15 protein-coding genes and 2 rRNA genes (1 of these 17 cut by a window edge) are annotated in these 21,011 nt (G+C 49.4%); 3 read left to right on the top strand and 14 right to left on the bottom strand.

Annotation, left to right across the window (positions count from 1 at the left end):
• A 23S ribosomal RNA gene (locus ACJJI6_RS13780) occupies positions 1 to 1,070 on the top strand (it extends 1,812 nt beyond the left edge of the window).
• 201 nt (positions 1,071 to 1,271) lie between these two features.
• A 5S ribosomal RNA gene (rrf, locus tag ACJJI6_RS13775) occupies positions 1,272 to 1,387 on the top strand.
• Positions 1,388 to 2,178: 791 nt separating this feature from the next.
• Here rrf and ACJJI6_RS13770 read toward each other — a convergent pair.
• The 5 genes from ACJJI6_RS13770 to ACJJI6_RS13750 form a co-directional block, all read right to left on the bottom strand.
• Positions 2,179 to 3,588, bottom strand: coding sequence for a M20/M25/M40 family metallo-hydrolase (locus tag ACJJI6_RS13770; protein WP_475710885.1), 1,410 nt, complete (start codon positions 3,586 to 3,588; stop codon positions 2,179 to 2,181).
• Positions 3,589 to 3,618: 30 nt separating this feature from the next.
• The gene (locus ACJJI6_RS13765; RefSeq protein WP_282934336.1) at positions 3,619 to 3,969 is read right to left on the bottom strand and encodes a hypothetical protein; all 351 of its coding nucleotides are present in this window, start codon (positions 3,967 to 3,969) and stop codon (positions 3,619 to 3,621) included.
• Between the two features lie 4 nt (positions 3,970 to 3,973).
• Positions 3,974 to 4,741 (bottom strand): TSUP family transporter, encoded by a 768-nt coding sequence (locus tag ACJJI6_RS13760; RefSeq protein ID WP_475710883.1) that lies wholly within the window; start codon positions 4,739 to 4,741, stop codon positions 3,974 to 3,976.
• Between the two features lie 11 nt (positions 4,742 to 4,752).
• On the bottom strand, positions 4,753 to 5,370 hold the full coding sequence (locus ACJJI6_RS13755; RefSeq protein WP_444906448.1) for a 1-acyl-sn-glycerol-3-phosphate acyltransferase: 618 nt from the start codon (positions 5,368 to 5,370) through the stop codon (positions 4,753 to 4,755).
• Positions 5,371 to 5,433: 63 nt separating this feature from the next.
• Positions 5,434 to 7,017, bottom strand: a complete 1,584-nt coding sequence (locus tag ACJJI6_RS13750) for a peptide chain release factor 3 (protein WP_413664332.1) — start codon at positions 7,015 to 7,017, stop codon at positions 5,434 to 5,436.
• A gap of 277 nt (positions 7,018 to 7,294) precedes the next feature.
• Between ACJJI6_RS13750 and ACJJI6_RS13745 the strand changes: the two genes are divergently transcribed.
• Positions 7,295 to 9,061 carry an aminopeptidase P family protein gene (locus ACJJI6_RS13745; protein WP_475710881.1) on the top strand — a complete coding sequence of 589 codons (1,767 nt, stop codon included), beginning with the start codon at positions 7,295 to 7,297 and terminating at the stop codon, positions 9,059 to 9,061.
• Between the two features lie 34 nt (positions 9,062 to 9,095).
• Here ACJJI6_RS13745 and ACJJI6_RS13740 read toward each other — a convergent pair whose 3' ends face one another.
• The 9 genes from ACJJI6_RS13740 to ACJJI6_RS13700 all read right to left on the bottom strand — a co-directional run bounded on the left by ACJJI6_RS13740 (position 9,096) and on the right by ACJJI6_RS13700 (position 20,962).
• Entirely contained in the window at positions 9,096 to 9,770 is a 675-nt protein-coding gene (locus ACJJI6_RS13740) for a response regulator (protein WP_475710879.1), read from the bottom strand.
• 6 nt (positions 9,771 to 9,776) lie between these two features.
• Positions 9,777 to 11,225 carry an ATP-binding protein gene (locus tag ACJJI6_RS13735; protein WP_475710877.1) on the bottom strand — a complete coding sequence of 483 codons (1,449 nt, stop codon included), beginning with the start codon at positions 11,223 to 11,225 and terminating at the stop codon, positions 9,777 to 9,779.
• A gap of 267 nt (positions 11,226 to 11,492) precedes the next feature.
• Entirely contained in the window at positions 11,493 to 12,014 is a 522-nt protein-coding gene (locus ACJJI6_RS13730) for a hypothetical protein (RefSeq protein WP_475710876.1), read from the bottom strand.
• Between the two features lie 245 nt (positions 12,015 to 12,259).
• Positions 12,260 to 13,558, bottom strand: coding sequence for a YHYH protein (locus tag ACJJI6_RS13725; protein ID WP_475710875.1), 1,299 nt, complete (start codon positions 13,556 to 13,558; stop codon positions 12,260 to 12,262).
• A gap of 283 nt (positions 13,559 to 13,841) precedes the next feature.
• On the bottom strand, positions 13,842 to 14,384 hold the full coding sequence (locus ACJJI6_RS13720) for a hypothetical protein (protein ID WP_475710873.1): 543 nt from the start codon (positions 14,382 to 14,384) through the stop codon (positions 13,842 to 13,844).
• Between the two features lie 30 nt (positions 14,385 to 14,414).
• Positions 14,415 to 15,962, bottom strand: coding sequence for a YHYH protein (locus ACJJI6_RS13715; RefSeq protein WP_475710871.1), 1,548 nt, complete (start codon positions 15,960 to 15,962; stop codon positions 14,415 to 14,417).
• Between the two features lie 30 nt (positions 15,963 to 15,992).
• On the bottom strand, positions 15,993 to 17,357 hold the full coding sequence (locus ACJJI6_RS13710) for a YHYH protein (RefSeq protein ID WP_475710869.1): 1,365 nt from the start codon (positions 17,355 to 17,357) through the stop codon (positions 15,993 to 15,995).
• A 708-nt stretch (positions 17,358 to 18,065) separates the two neighbouring features.
• Positions 18,066 to 19,376 (bottom strand): YHYH protein, encoded by a 1,311-nt coding sequence (locus ACJJI6_RS13705; protein WP_475710867.1) that lies wholly within the window; start codon positions 19,374 to 19,376, stop codon positions 18,066 to 18,068.
• Positions 19,377 to 19,579: 203 nt separating this feature from the next.
• Positions 19,580 to 20,962: an MATE family efflux transporter gene (locus ACJJI6_RS13700; RefSeq protein WP_475710865.1), complete on the bottom strand. Its 1,383-nt coding sequence runs from the start codon at positions 20,960 to 20,962 to the stop codon at positions 19,580 to 19,582.
• Positions 20,963 to 21,011 lie beyond the last annotated feature (49 nt).

The following is a 21,011-nucleotide window of genomic DNA, read 5'->3' as shown; positions in this document are numbered from 1 at the left end:
GCCCGGTGCCGGAAGGTTAATTGATGGGGTTAGCTTCGGCGAAGCTCTTGATCGAAGCCCCGGTAAACGGCGGCCGTAACTATAACGGTCCTAAGGTAGCGAAATTCCTTGTCGGGTAAGTTCCGACCTGCACGAATGGCGTAACGATGGCCACGCTGTCTCCACCAGAGACTCAGTGAAATTGAAATCGCTGTTAAGATGCAGTGTACCCGCGGCTAGACGGAAAGACCCCGTGAACCTTTACTACAGCTTTGCACTGAACTTTGAGCCTATTTGTGTAGGATAGGTGGGAGGCTTTGAAGCAGCGACGCTAGTTGTTGTGGAGCCGTCCTTGAAATACCACCCTGGTATGTTTGAGGTTCTAACTCTGGTCCGTTATCCGGATCGAGGACAGTGTATGGTGGGTAGTTTGACTGGGGCGGTCTCCTCCCAAAGAGTAACGGAGGAGTACGAAGGTGCACTCAGCATGGTCGGAAATCATGCAATGAGCATAATGGTATAAGTGCGCTTGACTGCGAGACAGACATGTCGAGCAGGTACGAAAGTAGGTCATAGTGATCCGGTGGTTCTGTATGGAAGGGCCATCGCTCAACGGATAAAAGGTACTCCGGGGATAACAGGCTGATACCGCCCAAGAGTTCACATCGACGGCGGTGTTTGGCACCTCGATGTCGGCTCATCACATCCTGGGGCTGAAGCCGGTCCCAAGGGTATGGCTGTTCGCCATTTAAAGTGGTACGCGAGCTGGGTTTAGAACGTCGTGAGACAGTTCGGTCCCTATCTGCCGTGGGCGTTGGAGATTTGAGAAGAGTTGCTCCTAGTACGAGAGGACCGGAGTGAACGAACCTCTGGTGTTCCGGTTGTCACGCCAGTGGCATTGCCGGGTAGCTATGTTCGGACGGGATAACCGCTGAAAGCATCTAAGCGGGAAGCCTCCTTCAAGATAAGATCTCCCTGAGGCCTTGAGCCTCCTGAAGGGCCGTGGAAGACTACCACGTTGATAGGCTGGGTGTGGAAGCGTTGTGAGGCGTTGAGCTAACCAGTACTAATTGCCCGTGCGGCTTGACCATACAACAGAGATGGTTACTAACGACTAGCTAAGCTAGCGGATTGTGGGTTAGAGACATACGATCGCTTGCGGTGTATTACTACAGATTGTTTTACCGACTTATTTGGGGTTATCGCCGGTCAATAATGACCGAGGCAAACAGCGATAACAAGGCAGGCCAAGCACTTTGCTTATAAGACCAACGCCAACCCAAGCCAGTTTGCCTGACGACAATAGAGTTGTGGAACCACCTGATCCCTTGCCGAACTCAGAAGTGAAACGCAACATCGCCGATGGTAGTGTGGGGCTTCCCCATGTGAGAGTAGGTCATCGTCAGGCTTCTAATCCGAAAAGGGCCACCCAACAGGGTGGCCCTTTTTTTATGGCTAAAAATATTTTAAAAAACAAAAAGCAAAAAACAAAAAAACTAAGAAAGGGAAAGCAGGAATTACTTAGTCGAAATTAAATAGAAAAACTAAAATAGTTCTGAAAAACTTTAATGCTCAACTTTCTATTTGAAAAATCAGTCAGTAATTAAAAAAAGAAAAACCTAAAACTACCTGAGCACCTTAAACAGACGCTCTCCTAAAAAGCCTATAAAAATAGGTCTTTACCGATCTTCTCTCCAAACGCCTTTACACTCACTCAAAAAATAATCCAACAAAATAACTCGCGCAAATACCAGAAAAGTACCCATACCACTCCCGCCAAAAATTAAATTTAGCCGGTAAAAATATCGGTGATTTTTTAGTCTCTGCAGTAATCCCTTGTAACCACGGGGCCTGTAGCCCATTTATTAAAGTTATACACAACTCTATCCAGACTTTCTGTTAGTAACCGCTGGCTGTGGAAATCCACGCAAAAAGTGCTGCTTTTTTACCCGCCTTCAATAGAGCCAAGGAAACACGGGGCTGGCCGGGGATATCCCGGAGTTATACACAGCTCTATCCATGGTTTCTGTTGGTAACAAAGGCGCCATAAAACGGACATCAGTTATTAACAGTGTTATGAGCGATAAATCTGTGGATTACTGCGGCTGATTGGTACGCCAGTATGCGAGAGAAGAAAAATTTGGGGATAAAAAAAGCCCCACCAGGTGGGGCTTTAAAAATATCGTCTGTATCTTTTATTTATTCAGAGGCAGTAGGTACTCGGCCCAAGTCTCCTTCCATCTCTGTGGTCAGGAAAGACATTACAACCCAGGCCGCTACATTCTGGCGAAGATTCTCAGGGTCGACTTTATCCAGGGTATCGTTGGGTGTGTGGTGATAATCGAAGTAGTCGGTACCGTCCTGGTATAGACCAAAGGCTGGTACACCGCGCGCAACAAACACACTGCTATCTGGGCCACCATAAGATTCATTATTTCCGCGCTCAATACCCAGGGGGGCGAGGAGTTGCATCATTTGATCTGCAATATCAAATTTGCTCTCAGGGAGGCGGGTATCGAAACGCCAGACTTTCCCTGCTCCAAAGTCTGACTCAGAAACGGCAATAATATTGTCCAGCTCTTTTACGTGCGCCTCAACATATTGCTTAGCACCTACCAGACCAATTTCCTCTGCACCAAATAGCACGACTCGCAGTGTACGACGGGGGCGCTGTGGTAGCTCAGCAATGAGACGTGCAGTTTCCATAACAATGGCAACCCCAGCTCCGTCGTCCAAGGCCCCGGTGCCTTCATCCCAGGAATCCAGGTGTGCACCAATAATCATGACTTCTTCAGGTTTCTCACGGCCAGTAATTTCACCGATGACATTAAAAGAGGGGCCGTCACTCAGTCGCTCAGTTTCAACATCAAGTTTTACCTGGACTGGCTTGCCGCGTTGGAGCATAGCCTCGAGCAGGTTTGCATCAGGAGCGGAAAGTGCGAGTGCAGGAACTGGGTTTTCCACATTATCAACCGACATCATACCGGTGTGGGCAAATCGGTCTGAGTCGGTTCCTACGGAGCGCAACAGCATGGCAACAGCCCCTTTTTCAGCGGCAGCACGCATTCCCAGCTTGCGACCTTGCGCTGCAGGGCCGTAGCCATCCCCCGTGCGCGCTCTCTCCATACGCTTATTGATAAAAGCGATTTTACCTTTCACTTGGCTGGCCGGGGCCTTCAACAGGGCCTGCACATCGGGAAACTCGATAATTTCCGCTGTTAACCCTCCCTCAGGAGTGGCGGCGCCATAGCCGAGGGAGGAGACAACTAGTGGCTGGGGGAAAGGGGATATGACTTCGGCGTGAGCATGGCCACGAATCCAGCGGGGTACCTCAATTTGCTCGGTATAGACGCGATCAAAGCCAAATGCCTTCATTTTGTCTTGTGCCCAGGCAACGGCTCTTTCATCGCCCTCAGTGCCTGTCCGTCGTGGTCCAACCTCGACGGTCAAAGACTCTACAATACTGTAGGCGTCGGAGCTTTCCAGTGCCCGGTCACGTAATACTTCCGCCACAGATACATCTTCCTGTGACAGAAGGGCTGCCTGGGCTATTCCCAGTGCCATGGTAGTGATCAGTCCCCCGGTAAGGGAAAGCAGTGGTTTCAACATCGGTCTATCCTTTGTTAATACTCTTCAGTCTTAAGCTTTTGGCTCGTTATTTGATGAGGCCGCGATCAGTTGCTCGCGAATTTCACGTAACTTACGCAGGCCTTTTTCTGTAAATAAGTAGGGCGGTTCGCCAGTATATTCGCTGTCTTCAATATTGAGGCAACGTTGTCGCATCTCTTCAAGCTTTGGGTCGTGTCGCATTGGGCAGGCGAGGAGTGCTCGCCATTCAGTATCGCTGGCTTGCCCGGTGATTACATCTTCAAGGCCCTTAACAAAACTGCCTCGGTCCATTCGAAATCTGGGTCTGCGCAGGTGCATAAGAACCCAAACCACAATAACAAAGGCAATGAAAGAAAGAATAAGCGTTGCCAGCCAGGTCACGATATCAATTCTCCATTAATAGTTTTATTGCCACAGCAATGGTGGCAATAATGATTACCGGTTTGATAATACTGGCACCTCTTGCAATCACGAGGTTGGAGCCGAGACGAGCTCCTACAACCTGGGCAAAAGACATAGCGATAGCGAGCAATAGAAAAATATGGCCTCCAGCGATAAAAATTAGCATAGAGGTCACATTGGTAGCGAGCACAATAGGTTTTGTTGATGCCGTAGCTGCACGCATATTGTAGCCGAGTAGCGCTGCGAAGGCGGCTGCACAGATAGACCCCATCCCAGGGCCAAAGAAGCCCCCGTAAAAGCCGAGCCCACCGCCAAAAACTAGATTAAAAGTAACGTTACTGATTCTGGGTTTTGAGTCAATGTCGGAAATGCGAGGGGACAGAATAAAGTAGAGGGCAATAGCAATGAGCAGGATGGGAAGTAAGGTATTGAGACCAGCCTCCCCAAGTGAAGCGACTGTTAAGGTGCCTAGGCAGGAACCGATAATTGCAGCAAGTAGTCCTGGCCAGAGGGGGCGTAAATTCAACTGGCCTTTTTGCAGGAAGTTAATGGTGGATGATAGGGTGCCAAAGACGCTTTGAAACTTATTGGTACCGAGAGCATCGAGTGGGGGAATGCCGGCCCAGAGTAAAGCGGGGAGGGTAATTATTCCCCCTCCCCCGGCGATCGCACTGACAAAGCCTGCGGTAAAGGCGATTACTGTCAGTATCAGGTAGGTATAAGTAGAAAGCTCACTACTTAACTGTATCACGAGTGGACTGGTTACCCCTTTTCAAGAGTACTTTCATTATCGTGGTAATACCCCTGATACTTGCTAAAGCGCTTTTGGATCTCTGCCATATCCTGTTCCAGATCACCGATAGGCTGGTACAGGGAGTCAATGCAAATACGCTTATTGGGAAAGTCCCAGGCAACAAGCAAAATAGGAACTTGAGCGGTATAGGAAATCCTTAAAAAACCGTTCTTCCAGCGCCCTACTTTTTTGCGGGTCCCCTCGGGAGTAATCCCCACCCACATTTTTTCATTTTCCCGGTAACTCGATGCAACTTGTAGAGCGATATTACCTGCGGCGCGCCTATCGGTAGGAACACCTCCAAGCCACATAAATAGTCCTTTAAACGGGAAGAAAAAAGCTTCCTTTTTCATGAGCCAGGAAATTTTAATACCCAATGCCATAATAAATGGCATGGCAACCACAAAATCCCAATTGGATGTGTGGGGAGCCAAAGCCACCATGACTTTTCTTTCTGGAGGGATTTCCCCGTCCATTCGCCAGCCGAGCACCTTGATTATCAACTTGCCAATAGCTTTGGTGATGCGATTGCCCAGCCGAGGTACTTCATTGGGTACTTCAGTAGGTATTTCTACAAACTGACTCATTATTTGCCTCTTTTTTACTGCTGTCACACTAAGGTTTCAGCAAAGGTACTTAGCCTTGCTGCTTTAGTGTTCCCGCGTGGCATAAAAGCGAACTTCCGGATAGCGCTCTTCAGCCAATTGTAAATTAACGCGCGTCGGTGCCAGGTAGGTCAGGTGTCCGCTGCCATCGAGTGCCAGGTTGGTACTGGCCTTGCGCTTGAAATTCTCTAGTTCTTTGGCACTTTCACTATCTACCCAGCGCGCAGTGTTCACGTTGACGTTTTCGTAGATGGCTTCAACTTTGTATTCGTCTTTTAATCGGTAAGCGACTACTTCGAACTGTAGTACACCAACTGCGCCCACGATAATGTCGTTGTTATCCAGCGGGAAAAATACCTGGGTGGACCCCTCTTCAGAAAGCTGCTGAAGCCCTTTTTGTAATTGCTTTAATTTGAGAGGGTCTTTTAAACGTATACGACGGAACAGCTCCGGGGCGAAATTGGGAATGCCGGTAAATTTCAGTGCTTCGCCTTCGGTAAAGGTATCGCCGATCTGGATAGTACCGTGGTTGTGCAAACCAATAATATCGCCGGCAATGGCCTCTTCTACGTGGGTTCGGTCGCCAGCCATAAATGTCACCGCATCGGCAATTTTTACATCCTTGCCAATGCGCACATGCTTCATTTTCATACCGCGATTGTAGGTGCCGGAGCAGACACGCATAAAGGCAATTCTATCGCGGTGTTTGGGGTCCATATTCGCTTGGATTTTAAAAACAAAGCCGGAGAATTTATCTTCGCTGGGCTCTACTTTTCTCTCTTTGGTTTCCCGGGATTGGGGTGAGGGCGCCCATTCAACGAAACCATCGAGCATTTCCCTTACGCCAAAGTTACCCAAGGCCGTACCGAAAAATACCGGGGTCAGTTCACCGGCAAGATAAGCTTCCTGGTCAAACTCATGAGTGGCTCCACGAACCAATTCAATCTCTTCCCGAATATCCTCGGCGTACTCGCCAAGTAGTGCGTCAGCCTCAGCGGAGTCCAGACCCTTAATTTGAATATCATCGGGAATTCTGTGGCCCTGACCCTGGGAGAATACATGGATGGTATCGGTGTAGAGGTTATAGACCCCCTTGAAACCTTTTCCTGAACTCAAAGGCCAATTGATAGGGGCAGCCTGGATATTCAGAACTTCTTCAATCTCATCCATTACCTCGATCGGGTCGCGAATATCCCGGTCGAGTTTGTTGATAAATGAGAGAATCGGCGTTGTTCGCAAGCGGCACACATTCATCAACTTGATGGTGCGGTCTTCCACACCTTTGGCCCCGTCAATCACCATCAGTGCGGAGTCGACGGCGGTGAGTACCCGATAGGTATCTTCAGAGAAGTCTTCGTGCCCCGGTGTATCCAGTAGGTTTACAGTCCTCTCTTTGTAGGGGAACTGCATAACGGAAGAAGTAACAGAAATACCGCGTTCCTGTTCCATCGTCATCCAGTCAGAGCGTGCGTGGGGACCTTTTTTCCCCTTAACGGAGCCCGCTTGCTGGATTGCATTCCCGAACAAAAGAAGCTTTTCGGTCACGGTTGTTTTACCGGCGTCCGGGTGAGAAATAATGGCGAAGGTGCGGCGGCCGGCAAAGCCTGCCAGGGAAGAACTTTGACCCATACTTTAAGATTCGATCACTGGATATTCGAAAAAAATAGGGGCGTATTATACACGCAGGCGTTGCTCCGAGGGTGGGGTATACTGCGAAATTAGACTTGTCAGTTTACCAGCTCGGCGAATGGGGTCATGTCAATGGGCTGAGTTGCCAGCGGGACTGGCACACCTGGACAATTTGCTCAAATCCATTTGGATTAACACTGTGCTCTGTTGTGGCCAACAGTCATCGAGGAGCTTTTAGCGGTGCAGTGGCAAACTCAGTTATTGAAGGGGAGAGGTTATGAGCCGGGAGCGTTTACAGGCATTGCGGGAAGAGTTGCAGCGGCAGGGTGTCGATGCTTTCTTGGTACCCCGGGCTGATGAGTACCAAAATGAAAGTGTGCCTGCGGCAGATGAGCGACTGCCCTGGCTGACAGGTTTCACTGGTTCCGCAGGAATGGCTGCGGTAGGCAGTCGAGAAGCGGCATTGTTTGTTGATGGTCGCTATACCTTGCAGGCGCAGCAACAACTTGGTGATCAACCCATTGAGTTAATGAGCCTCAGTCAAGTCGCGATCATTGAGTGGCTATGTAGTCAGCTGGATGCCGGTCAGTCTCTGGGGTATGACCCGCGACTGCACACGGAGCCGGGATTGGCCTTGATCAAGAAGCGATTGGCTGAAAGGGATATCCAACTACAGCCGATGGAACAGAGCCCGATTGATGCCATCTGGAATGACCGCCCCGCATCTCCCTGTGGGCCTGCACGCCCACACCCCTTCATCTTTACTGGCGAGCATTCCAAAGAGAAACGGCAGAGGATTGCCCGACGTCTCGCAGAAAAACGAGCCGATGCTTTATGGCTACCAAATCCTGAAAGCTGTGCTTGGCTTTTTAATATCCGTGGAGAGGATATTCCGCACTTACCAGTGGTCTTGGCCAATGCAGTACTTTACCGGGATGGCAGTGCAACTCTTTATTTGGGGGAGGGCGCTGTAGGGGATGCGTTGATCGAGCACTTGGATAAAGATGTAAGTCTAGTCGTGGCCAAAGGGGAATTATTTGAAAATATTAAGCGCCGCCACGTCAATAAAATATGGATAGACCCCCTGATTAGCAACAGTTGGACTTTACAGCAATTGCGGGCACTGGATATTGAACTAATGCTGGAAGGTGACCCGGTCACAGAAGCCAAGGCCCGTAAGAATGCGATTGAACTGGCAGGAAGCCAGGCTGCACACGAAAGGGATGGTGCTGCGGTGTGTGAATTCCTGGCGGAAATACCTGAACAGGTTGCCACAGGCCATTTTGACGAATTGTCCGCAGTAAAGCTTTTACGAAGTAAAAGAGAGGCTCGCGAAGGGTTTCAGGGCAACAGTTTTGAGACAATTTCCGGCTATGGTCCGAATGGGGCCATTGTTCACTATCGGGTGAGCCCTGAATCCAGTTTGGCTATGAAGCCAGAAGGGGTATATCTGTGCGATTCTGGAGGCCAATATCCAGATGGCACCACTGACATTACCCGAACAGTCGCTCTGGGTGAGTTCCCGCCTTCGGCAAAAGAAAATTTTACCCGGGTTTTAAAGGGACATATTGCAATTGCGACTTTGCGATTCCCCAGGGGGACTTGTGGAGAGCAAATTGATGCGCTTGCACGCTGTTCGCTTTGGGAGGTGGGTCTGGATTATGCCCATGGTACCGGTCACGGTGTTGGTAGTTTCTTAAGTGTTCACGAGGGGCCACAGCGGATAGGTAAGGCTGTAACAGGTGTTGCTCTTCAGCCGGGGATGATCGTTTCCAACGAACCGGGGTTTTATCTCACTGGGCAGTACGGCATCCGTATTGAAAATTTGGTGTTTGTGAAAAAGAGCGAAAATTATCCAGATTTTCTAGAATTTGAAGAACTTACGTTAGCTCCGATCGATCGTAATTTGATTGACGTGGCACTACTCACTGAGACTGAACGGGAATGGCTGAATCGCTACCACCAGAGGGTGCGAGATGTGATTACCCCGCTGGTTACTGAAAAAACTGCTGAATGGTTAAAATTGGCTACTGAAGCTTTGTAGTGTGAATCTGGGGGCTGCGTGCCCCCAGGCATAATTAATTTATCTCAAACTTATAGCCAGCACCGTACACAGAGTGAATTAACTCTTTTTCAGGCATAAGCACTGATATTTTCTTGCGCACTTTTTTGATGTGGCTATCAATAGTTCGGTCGCTGATTACGCGGTAGTCGGAATAGATACGGTCCATGATTTGTTCGCGGGAAAAAATTCGACCGGGCTCACTGTAAAGTAGGTCAAATAGGTGGAACTCCAGCGCAGTAAGATTGGCGTCTTTACCTCCGATTCGCAGTTGCCCGGTATTTCTATCTAGTTCGATGCCACCATTTCCGACTTCGCCCTTTTGTGGTCGACGGCGCAACACCGCTTTCACCCGTGCGACGAGTTCCCTGGGGCTGTAGGGTTTACAAACATAGTCGTCGGCACCGGATTCCAGGCCGCGCAAACGATCGGGTTCCTCAATTTGCGCAGTCATTATAATAATTGGAACGTCGTTGCCTTTTTGGCGAATCTCTTCGCAAATCTCCATCCCATACCGCCCAGGTAGCATCAGGTCGAGAAGGATCAAATCCGGTTTCATAGTTTCCACTTTGGGGACAACCTGATTACCATCAGAAATGATCTCGGCTTGATAGTCGGCGGCATGAAGATAATCCAGTAGTAGGTGCGCAAGTTCGGTTTCATCTTCGACTATTAATATTTTGGCGCTCATAACTTCCTACCATTTAATCCTTTGGCTTAGGGGTAAAAAAATACTTATTTCAAGGCCGCCCATAGTGGACGGAGTTGCAGAAATGCTACCCTCGTGTGCTGTAACAATATTTTGGCAAATTGACAGCCCCAAACCCGCACCGCCGGTTTCCCGGCTGCGTGAACTATCTGCCCTATACAGGCGCTCGAACAGGTGTGGTATATCAGCACTGGCAACACCGGGGGCGGAGTCGGCGAAAGTGATAATGGCTGTTCGGGCTTCACAGCGCGCAATTACTTTGAGTTGTCCCCCACTATCGGTGTAGCGCAGGCTGTTGGTTAACAGGTTGCTAAATAACTGATTGAGGCGTGCTTCATCTGCGTAGACTAACTTATCTTCCGATAGTTGGAGGTCACTGCTTAAGTGAATACCTTTCTGGTCGAATGGAATCTCAAAGTCTTCGATAACACTTCGTAGGATATTCTCCAGGGAGATGTCGGACTTGCAGTAACTTAGTGCCCCCGCGTCGGAGAGAGACAACTCATAGAGATCATCTATCAGGCGGCTCAATTGTTGAATTTTGCTGTGCAGTATGCGCAGGTTCTCTGGTGTGGCTGATCTGATACCGTCTTGAATGGCTTCAATCTGCCCTTTTAATACTGCGAGAGGTGTGCGCAGCTCATGCGAAATATCTGCCATCCATCGGTTTCGGGCATGTTCATTTGCTTCCAGCGTTGCGGCGAGCCGATTAAAGTCAGCACTTAATTGGCCCAGCTCATCTCGCTGCTCTATATCAATACGGGTTTTGAAGTTGCCGGATGTAAGATGGGATGTCGCTTCGGTCAGCTTACGGATGGGCCTTACCAGCTGCCAGGCAAGGGGGATGGCAATGGCCAGTGCCAGAATGAAGGTGGCAACAGAGATAAGAGCGAAAGTCCGCGATTGCTCTTTAACAAACCCTACGGCCAAATCATCATCTAACACCGGTAGTGGATTGATAGCCAGGTAACCAACGGTTTCTCCGTCCACAACCAGAGGCTGCATTACCATGTTCTCAGATCCTGAATAACGACCTATCAGAGGTCTTTTCTCTTTGTTCAACAGGACCAGGCGGGCATTAAGCGACTTGCCCACTGCGTGTTCAGGTGGGGGCTCAGGCGGGCGGCGGGGGCCCCTCGTACCCGGAGGTGGACGATGTGGGGGTGGCATATCCTCAAAGTGACTGGACATCACGCGTCTGTGGAGTCTTTGCCAGCGCCTGCTATTGCCGTCGATAGATTGCCAGCTCCCTTCGCTGGCGTAGATTTCTTGTAACTCATCTACCAAATCGCCGACCTCGCGAAGCTCCTGAGACTGGATATAGGTCATAAAGCCATGCTTAAAGCTCCACTGAAAGAATACGAACATTCCGCCAACAGTAATTGCTGTAGTCAATAAGAAAGCGAGGCTTAGTTTATAGCGAATATTTAACGACATAGCCGGTAGCTTGGATTTCAGTAGCCTGTGTTCACAGTGAGCTCAGGTGCATTTTACTCTGTTTCCACTGAGGAAACGCGGCTCAGAAGATCAAGCCTACACTTACTGTAAATATCAGAGCAATCTTTTAACACTCCGAGAGTCTCGCGATAAGAGCCCAAGCTAAGTGCCAATAAGCTTAGCTTGGTTATCCAAAGCTGTTCTTGGGGCCTCCATGCCCTGAGTCGGTAGGAGAGATTGAGTCCCTACTGGTAGTTACTTCTATTGTTATCCCGGTTTGCCTGTGCTTACTCCCGGCTTTATTGGAGGTGTAGAAAAACGATGCAATATCAGATCGGGCTTATCGAGCCGGATAAATAGAGTTGCAAGAATTCTCTTCCCTCCCCGGCTCCAGGTACTGTGGTCATGGGCGTTAAGAGTGACAGTAATTTGGTTGAAGCCCGATTTAAACAGCTTGTCGGGAAGGTGTAAGTCTGGACCATAGATTCGCTGTATTTTCTTACCATTGATATGGAGATGGGCATGACCTTCCAGATATTGCTTTGAGGCATCATTGGCGTGGCGAGGGGATTCTAATTCGAACCGGTCGTAGTCTATATGTAGGTTATATCCGGACATTTTATCGCGACTAATGTCCAGTTCGATGCGCGGTGCAGCATTGTGTAAAGGGATCTCGACTACTGGGTGTTGGTCGCCGTTATGGCCCGTGTGTGAGTCTGGCTGTGCTGTAGCAAGGTTGGTTATTCCCCAGATAAAAGACCCGATAAGAACGGCTCGAAGAATTTTCATTATTGTCTCACTCCCAGGTTTGGCGATGGGGCAACATACTTCATTCAAACTGCTGTTGCTGTGAATACTTCTGGTTACCAGTGCTTTTAGTCTATCGGGTGCTATTGCTCCAGTTACTTCCATTACCTGGGGTGTCGGTCCCCGTAAAAACAAGGGACCGCAAAGCTTACACTTACTGCGACTCCAGGGAGATTTCCGGCGTATTAGGAAAGTGGCTTGGCCTTCAATGTTAGTGCACCGCTGAACTACTGTGTTGAGCACTTATTGACAATAGTTTGATCATCTAGCTTGCCGTAAAAGCGGGGGCCAAAAGTATATGGGAAGGCGGGGACAAGCTCACCATCATCATCGACAGTGACAGTCAGGTGGTAATGGTATCCCCTTTCGTCATCTGAGTGACCGTTATGCTGGTCCAAATATACTCCGCCTTCATTAGTCAGGTCTTCGTCCCAGTAATAGTCCTCGTAGAAAAAGCCCGCTGCTGTAGTGAACTCATTGCCTGACAGGGAGGTATAAGAGCCACTTGTCGTGGGGCCGGTATTCGATGTTGTTTCGACTCCTTGGGAGAGGTCGTATTCATCCACCAAGAGACAGCTTCTCTCGCCTGCTACGCCGCAACCGCTCTCGGAGCTGGGGTCGTCATAATCTCGTACAGCCCAGCTGCTTTCTGCGAGTTCTCCTTCACTCTGCCAGGGGCCATAGATTGCATAGCCGTCGGCGGTATAGCCGTAGATAGGGGAGTGGTCGTCACCTATATCGCCAACAAGATCGGCTAGGCAATCGCTATAAAAGTGATGGTGGTAATCTCCGTTTGCGGCGTGTCCACCACAGATATCCACATCGTAGACCTCAGCAACCGGTGCCAGGGTTTGCCAGGTGCCATCCACTGATTGACCATCACCCCAATCATAAATAGAGACGCCATTTACCCAGTAGCCCTGTACGCCGAGCCCCGTTGCGCACTCCTCCGTTGCGGGCTCGGGTTCGACAGGGATGTATCCGACATGAGAGACATTCTCTGGGCAAACGAGCCCCGGTGGCCAAAATCCATAGCCGGCATCTACATCACAGGTGCCAATACCCGTATAGCCAATATCTTGCCCAAAGCTGACAATATCTCCAACGCTGACAGTGGGGCTGCCGGTTTCGAAATCAGAGGAGGCTAATGGACGTTCAAGTAGTCCATCTAGAATACTTTGAGTAATTTCAATCTCGTAGTCGGGAACACCGGTTGCTGAGACAACGGTGTATTCCCGGCCATCTACGGTTTCTGATGCTACGCTCTGGACGTTGACCAGAACCTGCTCATTGCTGTTACTTTCATAAATGTAAGGCGCGCGTTCGTCATCAGTATTCATAATCCAGACACCAGTATCAGTGCTGGAATCTGACTCTTCAGAGGAGGTCTCAGAAGAGTCATCGCCATCCTCATCTGAGGAAGAGCCACTATCGCATCCCTGAAGAACTCCGAGAGATATTATCAACGCTAGTGTATAAGAGAGTGTAGGCTGGCCATTCCGGTCAAAAATTTTAATTATTTTCATATCACACCGTGGCATATGGAGGAGTTGCTCCCCGAACCTAGCGCACAAAAGTGAATGAAATGTGGATGGCCTGCTAGCTACATTTTATATCCTCTTTATCGTCTTAATTTTTTTCAGATTTGTGCACTGCGTTCAAAAGCGATACTCCGTGAGTCAGGCAAAAATATCTTATTGCTTTATTGTAAATAGCCTAAGTAGCCTTTAATTATTGGGCCGGCTATTAATTAAATATTTTTTTGGGTATTAGCTCCAATTCTTTCTTTGAAAAATTCCAGGTCTTAATCTAATTATCAGGTCGGCTGACTTTGGCTATTTGTTTGTTGCCCCCGATAGGTGATGTTGAAAAGCGGTGTAATACCAGCTCTTTCTTATCGAGGTGAACAAATAAGGTTGCCAGTATTCGCTTTCCACCGCGGCTCCAAGTGCTGTGGTCGTGTGCATTGAGAGTCACGGTGACTTGGTTAAAACCAGGTTTTAGTAATTTTCCGGGAATATGTAAATCCGAGCCGTAAAGACGTTGGATTTTTTCCCCATTGATGTAAAGGTGGGCGTGCCCCTCCAGAAACTGCTCAGAATCGTCATTGGCAAAGCGAGGGGATTCCAGCTCAAACCGATCGTAGTCAATATGCAGGTTATAGCCGGACATATCGTCGCGGCTCATGTCCAGTTCGATTCTGGGAGCGGCAACATGCAGAGGTATCTCTATCACCGGATGCAGATCGCCATTGTGGCCCGCGTGAGGATTTGGCTGTGCCGCATACGCGGTCATAGAGGCTGAAACAATCCAGGCCAAAGACCCAGCGATAAAGAACCTGTGCATTTTCATTTAACTCTTACTCCCAAGCTTGAATATGAGTTAGCGGCCAACGGTGGTTGAGCAGCGATTGACGATAGTTTGGTCATCCAGCTTGCCGGCAAAGCGCGGGCCGAAGGTAAATGGGAAAGCTGGAATTAGTTGGCCATTGTTATCCTGCGTAACTGTCAGGTGGTAGTGATAACCTCTTTCACTGTCAGTGTGTCCATTGAATTGATCCAAGTATTCGCCACCTCGCGCTGTCAGGCCTTCATCCCAGTAATAATCCTCGTAGAAAAAACCTGCCGGAGTTTCAAATTCGTTTCCGGATTGAGAGGTGTAGCTACCGCTGGTAGTGGGGCCGGTGTTATTTGTATTGGATACGCCGCGATCAATATCATATTCATCGACTAGCAGACAGCTGCGTTGCCCGGCAACGCCACAGCCGGTGTCTGAACGGGGATCGTCGTAATCCCGTATTGCCCAGCTGCTTTTAGCTAGCACACCTGCGTCTTCCCATGGACCGTAAATTGCGTAGCCATCGGCGGTATAACCGTAGATAGGGGAGTGGCCATCGGCGGTGTCCCCGGCAATTTCAGCCAGGCAATTACTGTAAAAGTGATGGTGGTAGTCGCCGTTAGCTGCATGGCCGCCACAGATATCTACGTCATAGACTTCTGCCATGGGAGCCAGGGTATGCCAAGTGTTATTTACTGACTGTCCGTCACTCCACTGGTAAATTGAGGTTCCATTTACCCAGTAACCCTGTACACCGAGCCCAGTTTCACAGCTGTCAGTGGATGCCTCAGGCTCAGCAGGAATATAGCCTACATGGTCGACGTTTTCGGGGCACACGGGACCTGGGGGCCAGAAGCCATAACCGGCTTCTGAGCTGCAGCTGGAATTACTGCGATAGCCGATGTCCTGGCCGAAGCTAACAACCTCACCAGTTTGTACCAAGGGGTAGCCATTGACGAAGTCTGTAGAGGCTTTTGGACGGCTGATAAGTGCGTCTAGTATTTCCTGGGTTATTTCAATCTGGTAGTCCGGGATACCGGTAGCAGATACGCGGGTATATTCCTTTCCGGCAACGGTTACAGATTCAACACTTTGCACATTAACCAGAACCTGCTGATTACTGTTACTTTCGTAAATATAGGGGGCGCGTTCGTTAGTTGAATTGATAATCCAGGTAGTACCGGAGCTCTCTGTGACCGAGCTTTCCTCGTTACCTGAAATGGTCGAATTATCTGAGGAGTCGGAATTGTCTTCGTTAACGTCCGAAGAAGTGTCCTCGTTATTATTCGATGTATTGCTTGTTTCGTCGGTAGTTGTTTCTGTTGGATTATCTACCGTAGTATCTGTTGGACTTTCCTCTTCAACTGTACTGCTGCTTGAGTCGGTGGAGGAATCTGCAGTGTTATTTCTAGTGTTTTCTGAATTTATCGAGTTGTTGTTTTGCCAGTTTCTTCCATTGCTATTGCGAACAGGTACTTCCCTAACCGAACGTTGATCGTTGTTATGCCCAGAGTTGGGATTAGGTTGAGCCACAACACTGGCTGCAGTTAGCCAGGCTAATGAGCCGGCAAGAAAGTACCCGTTAATTTTCACGAGAAGGTTACCTCAATTTATCTTTATTGGTTACCGCCCCACGGTTGTTGAGCATCGGCTGACAACAGTTTGGTCATCCAATTTTCCGTAAAAGCGCGGTCCAAAAGTGAAGGGAAAGGCGGGGATTAATTGTCCATCGCTATCGACAGTGACGGTAAGATGATAATGGTATCCTCGCTCATCATCCGAATGGCCATTGTACTGATCTAAATAGACTCCACCTTGAGCTGTAAGTTCTTCGTCCCAATAATAATCTTCGTAGAAAAAACCAGCAGCTGTTTCAAATTCATTTCCGGACGCGGAGGTATAAGAATCACTTGTAGTTGGACCAGTATTAGAAGTAGTTTCCACGCCTTGGGAAATATCATATTCATCGATTAATAAGCAGCTGCGCTCGCCGGCGACACCACAGCCACTTTCGGATGAGGCATCATCGTAATCTCGAACAGCCCAACTACTTTCCGCTAATTCACCCTCACTTTCCCAAGGGCCATAAATTGCATAGCCGTCGGCGGTGTAGCCATAAATTGGAGAGTGGTCGTCACCAATATCACCGACCATCTCTGCGAGGCATTCACTGTAAAAATGGTGGTGATAATCACCGTTTGCTGCGTGACCACCGCAAATATCAACGTCGTAGACTTCAGCTAGGGGGGCGAGTGTATGCCATGTATTATCAACACTCATCCCGTCACTCCATTGATAAATAGAGGTTCCATTTACCCAGTAGCCCTGTACCCCTAAACCAGTTTCACAACTGTCAGTTGCAGGTTCAGGTTCAACGGGAAAATAGCCAACATGGGAAACATTTTCAGGGCAGACAGGCCCCGGTGGCCAAAAGCCATAACCAGCTTCTGCACCACAGGACGAATTACTTTTATATCCAATGTCCTGCCCAAAACTGACAATATCTCCAACGCTGACATAGGGGCTGCCGGTTAAAAAGTCAGAGGATGCTTTTGGACGTTCCAGGAGTGCATCGAGAACAGTTTGTGTAATTTCGATAGTGTAATTTGGAATGCCGGTTGCTGATACAACAGTGTATTCTTTACCGTCGACAGTTTCAGATTCAACGCTCTGAACATTTACTAGTACTTGTTCATTGCTGTTACTTTCATAGATATAGAGTGCGCGCTCATCATCAGTATTTAGAATCCAAACCCCGCTATCAGTGCTCGAGTCTGAGCTGTCACTATCATCTGATGAATCGTCATCGTCATTATCGTCACCGGAATCTGAGCCGCTGTCGCTAGTATCTTCAGATGACGAATCTGAATCAGATGAAGAGCTGCCGCCTCCACCGCATGCCTGGAGTACGCCTGAAAGCAATACCAGAGATATTACATAAGGCAAAATGGACTTTCGGTCCGTGTCAAAAATTTCCGTTAATTTCATAGCACACCGTGAACTAGATGGGGGTTAGTCCAGAAATTAGCGGATAAAAGTGGAGAAAATGTGGATAAATATTAACCTAATTTGCAAAGGGTTAAATTGGCTCTCTATTTCTGCTTAGTTTGTGCGTAAGTTCAAAAGGATGGCTTTTCTTTCTGTATCAACAGTTAAAAAGTTATTTGCTGGAAAATTACTTATCTCGTTAATGACTTTCTTTGTATTTAATTTAAATAAAATATTATTCTTTCGATATTTTTTTGACTAAAAGGTCTAGGGAGCCTCTGAATAACTCCGTAATGCCTCTGCGGGTCTTGAAGGCTGCAGATGTTAGGCGCAGCTCGCCGCGAATGGCCGTAGCCCTTGGCAAGAGCTGCAACGCAGCAGCTGTGGCCTTCAAGGCCCGCCCTTCGGGGCTTGCAGAGCGATTCACACTCCGCGTTGCGACTTCTTGAAAGGTCTAGACATTCCTGCGAAGCCGCGCCTTGATTGTGAACCGCTCTGCATGCCAGAGGTATCACGGAGTTATTCAGAGGCTCCCTAGTAGTTGGCTGGCTGTATCTAGTGAAGCCAGCTACTGAAAGCAGAGGCCTGGATTCTGAGACTGTATTTGGGAGAGTCGCCAGTCTGGAAGCTTTAACCGGTTCCAGGCTGGCGTGGGGCTTTATCAATGATTTATAGGTGATATAGGTAAGCTGTTTTCTGCTGGCCTAGTTACATGGGCGGTGGGCCAGGGGGAAAACCTCCGCCGACTTCATCGGAGCAAACATTCACAATTGTCTGGTCATCGAGTTTGCCGTAAAAGCGGGGCCCAAAAGTATAGGGGAATGATGGTGTCAGCTGCCCTTCATCATTCAGTTCTACCGTTAGGTGGTAGTGATAACCACGCTCGCTGTCACTGTGCCCATTGTATTGATCCAGATAAGCGCCCTCCTGATTGGTCAAATTGGAGTCCCAGTAATAGTCTTCGTAAAAAAAACCGCTGGTGGTTTGAAAAAGGTTGCCTGATAGGGACGTAAAAGTATCGCTGGTACTGGGGCCGGATTGGGCAAGTGTATTTGTGCCCTGTGATAAATCGTATTCATCTACCAGTAAACAACTGCGCTCACCGGCAATCCCGCAGCCGCTGGTAGAGTCGGCATCGTCATAGTCTCTAGTGACCCAACTACTTACTACAAGTACACCATCGGCCTCCCAAGGGCCATAAATGGGATAGCCATCAGCGGTAAACCCGTAGACGGGGGAGTGGCTATCTCCAGTGTCTCCAACCAAGTTGGCCAGGCAATCGCTGTAGAAGTGGTGGTGATAGTCTCCCCGAGCAGCGTGTCCACCACAGATATCAACATCGTACATCTCAGCGACCGGTGCCAGAGTATGCCAGGTACCATTCACGGACTGTCCATCGCTCCACTGGTAGATAGAGGTTCCGTTGACCCAATAACCCTGAGGTCCGAGTCCACTCTCACAGTCTTCTTCCGAGACCTCTGGCTCAGTTGGAAAATAGCTGTTGTGGGAAACATTTTCTGGGCAGACCGGGCCCGGCGGCCAAAATCCAAATCCCGCTTCGGCGTAGCAGGTATTGGGATTACTGCTAAAGCCGATATCCTGGCCAAAATTCACGATATCGCCAATTTGTACTGTAGGGCTGCCGTAGACAAAGTCGGTGTTCGCCTTGGGGCGATTGATTAGTTCGTTGTAGATAGCAGTGGTGATTTCAATTTCATAATCCGGGATGCCGGACGCGGTAACTTGAGTGTATTCCTTGCCGTCGACAGTGACCGTTTCGATGCTTTGCACATTGACCAGGACCTGCTCATTACTATTGCTCTCATAGATATAAGGCGCCCGTTCATCGTCGGTATTTAGCACCCAGGGGCTGCTGTCATCGCCAGTATCGTCGTCTGAAGGGGGTGGGTCTGAATCGTCATTGTCACAACCTGTTAAAGGTGTGCAGGCCAGAAAAATTGCCAGTGTGTTGATTAACAGGGTGCGGGTTTGAAGGGGGGAAATCTCCTGAAGCCTCATCGAATCACCATCCATGTTTCGCAGTAAGAGAAGAAGGCGGGCTATGTTGCTGTCTGCCGGGGTTTGGAGGAATTTGAAGTTATCGGCAAAAATGGGAAGTAATGTGTACGCTGCCCGTTAAGGCACTGATTTCCTTGTGTTGTGTTTTTAGGGGTGGTGGATGGATATGGGCCGAATCAGGAGTAATTCGGCCCACAGATCGATCAGTTGGTTGACAGCTCGGGGCTGGTTGTTGTCTCTGCTGTGCGCTGGTGCGTATCGCGGCGCAGCCACCACCAGGAAATAAAGCCGAGAATCAGGTTGGATGCTGCTGTAGCGACAAACAGGCCGGTCATGCCCCACAGGCTGTTCCCAATCCAGGCCAGGGGTAGGTAGAGACCCAGTACCCGCAGGAAAGAAATGACGGTTGCTGGCAGCGGTTTCCCGAGTCCATTGAATGCGGCATTGGCAGACATCACAAAGCCGTACCCGGCATAGCTGAGAGGCACCAGGGTCAGGTAGGCAACAGCGACAGCGAGAACCTCGGTGGAATCACTGAACAGACTTACGATAGGTTCTGCAACAAAGTAGAGAAGCACCGCCAGTCCCGCTCCAAATACCAGGCAGAACCTTGCCAGTACGCTCACGGTTTCCCGCAGGCGGTCGGTCTTTTCCGCCCCGGCGTTCTGTCCCATAAAAGGGCCGACCACAGAGGAAAGTGCGTAAAATACAATCAGTGCCAGGGGTTCTACCCGGAGTGCGACTCCCAGGCCCGCGACGGCATCTTCGCCGTGCACGGCAACGAGTGCAACGACAACACCTCCCGATACGGGAATAATGACATTGGTGAGCACAGCGGGAAGCCCGACAGCTAACACTTTGCGCCAGGATTCGAGTAGGCCGCTCAGCCGCCATTGTGGGGCTGTCATTAGCTGTTCTTTTTTGATGATGAAGTAAAGTGCAGCAATAAAGCTCAGGGCGCGCACGATAATCGTAGCGATAGCTGCTCCCTGGAGCTCAAGCCGGGGAAAGCCGAAAAGCCCAAAAATCAAAATGGGGTCGAGAATCAGGTTCAGTAGGGCTACCGCCACCATAATACGGCCGGTTACCGCGCTGTTACCAATGGCGCGAAGAGCAGCGAGCGCGACGGTCGGGACAATGACAAAGATGGTTCCCAGATACCAGGGGATCATGTAATCGGCAATAAGCGGAAGCATATCGGGGCCGGCGCCCAGCAGCTCAAATAGAGGGCGCATGGTGGCCAGGCCGACTGCAGTAATCACAACAGCAATCAGCAGTGCCAGTACAGATGCGTCAGTTACCAGGCGGCGAACGTTCTTTATATCCCCTGCGCCGTAAACCCGGGCCACAGCCGAAGAAGTACCTGCGCCGAGACCGATAGCAAAGCTGTTTATGGCCATCACTACCGGGAAGGTGAAACTCATCGCCGCCAGGGGGCCATCGCCCAGCTGGGAGACAAAATAGGTATCGGCGATATTAAAGGACATGGCGGCGAGAATTCCCCAGACCATGGGTAGTGCCAGTCTCTGTAAGTGACTGGAAACTGAACCTTCCAGCAGTGATGGGCTGCTTTTTGATAGAGACATGTATAACTCTTGTCAATCCAACGAGGGGGTTGGGAAGTCGGGAATAGTG

It is taken from the genome of Microbulbifer maximicatervae (SeqCode) (genome assembly GCF_056232625.1).
The sequence above is the reverse complement of the archived record's forward strand: the minus strand, read 5'-3'. Positions and strand labels throughout refer to the sequence as shown.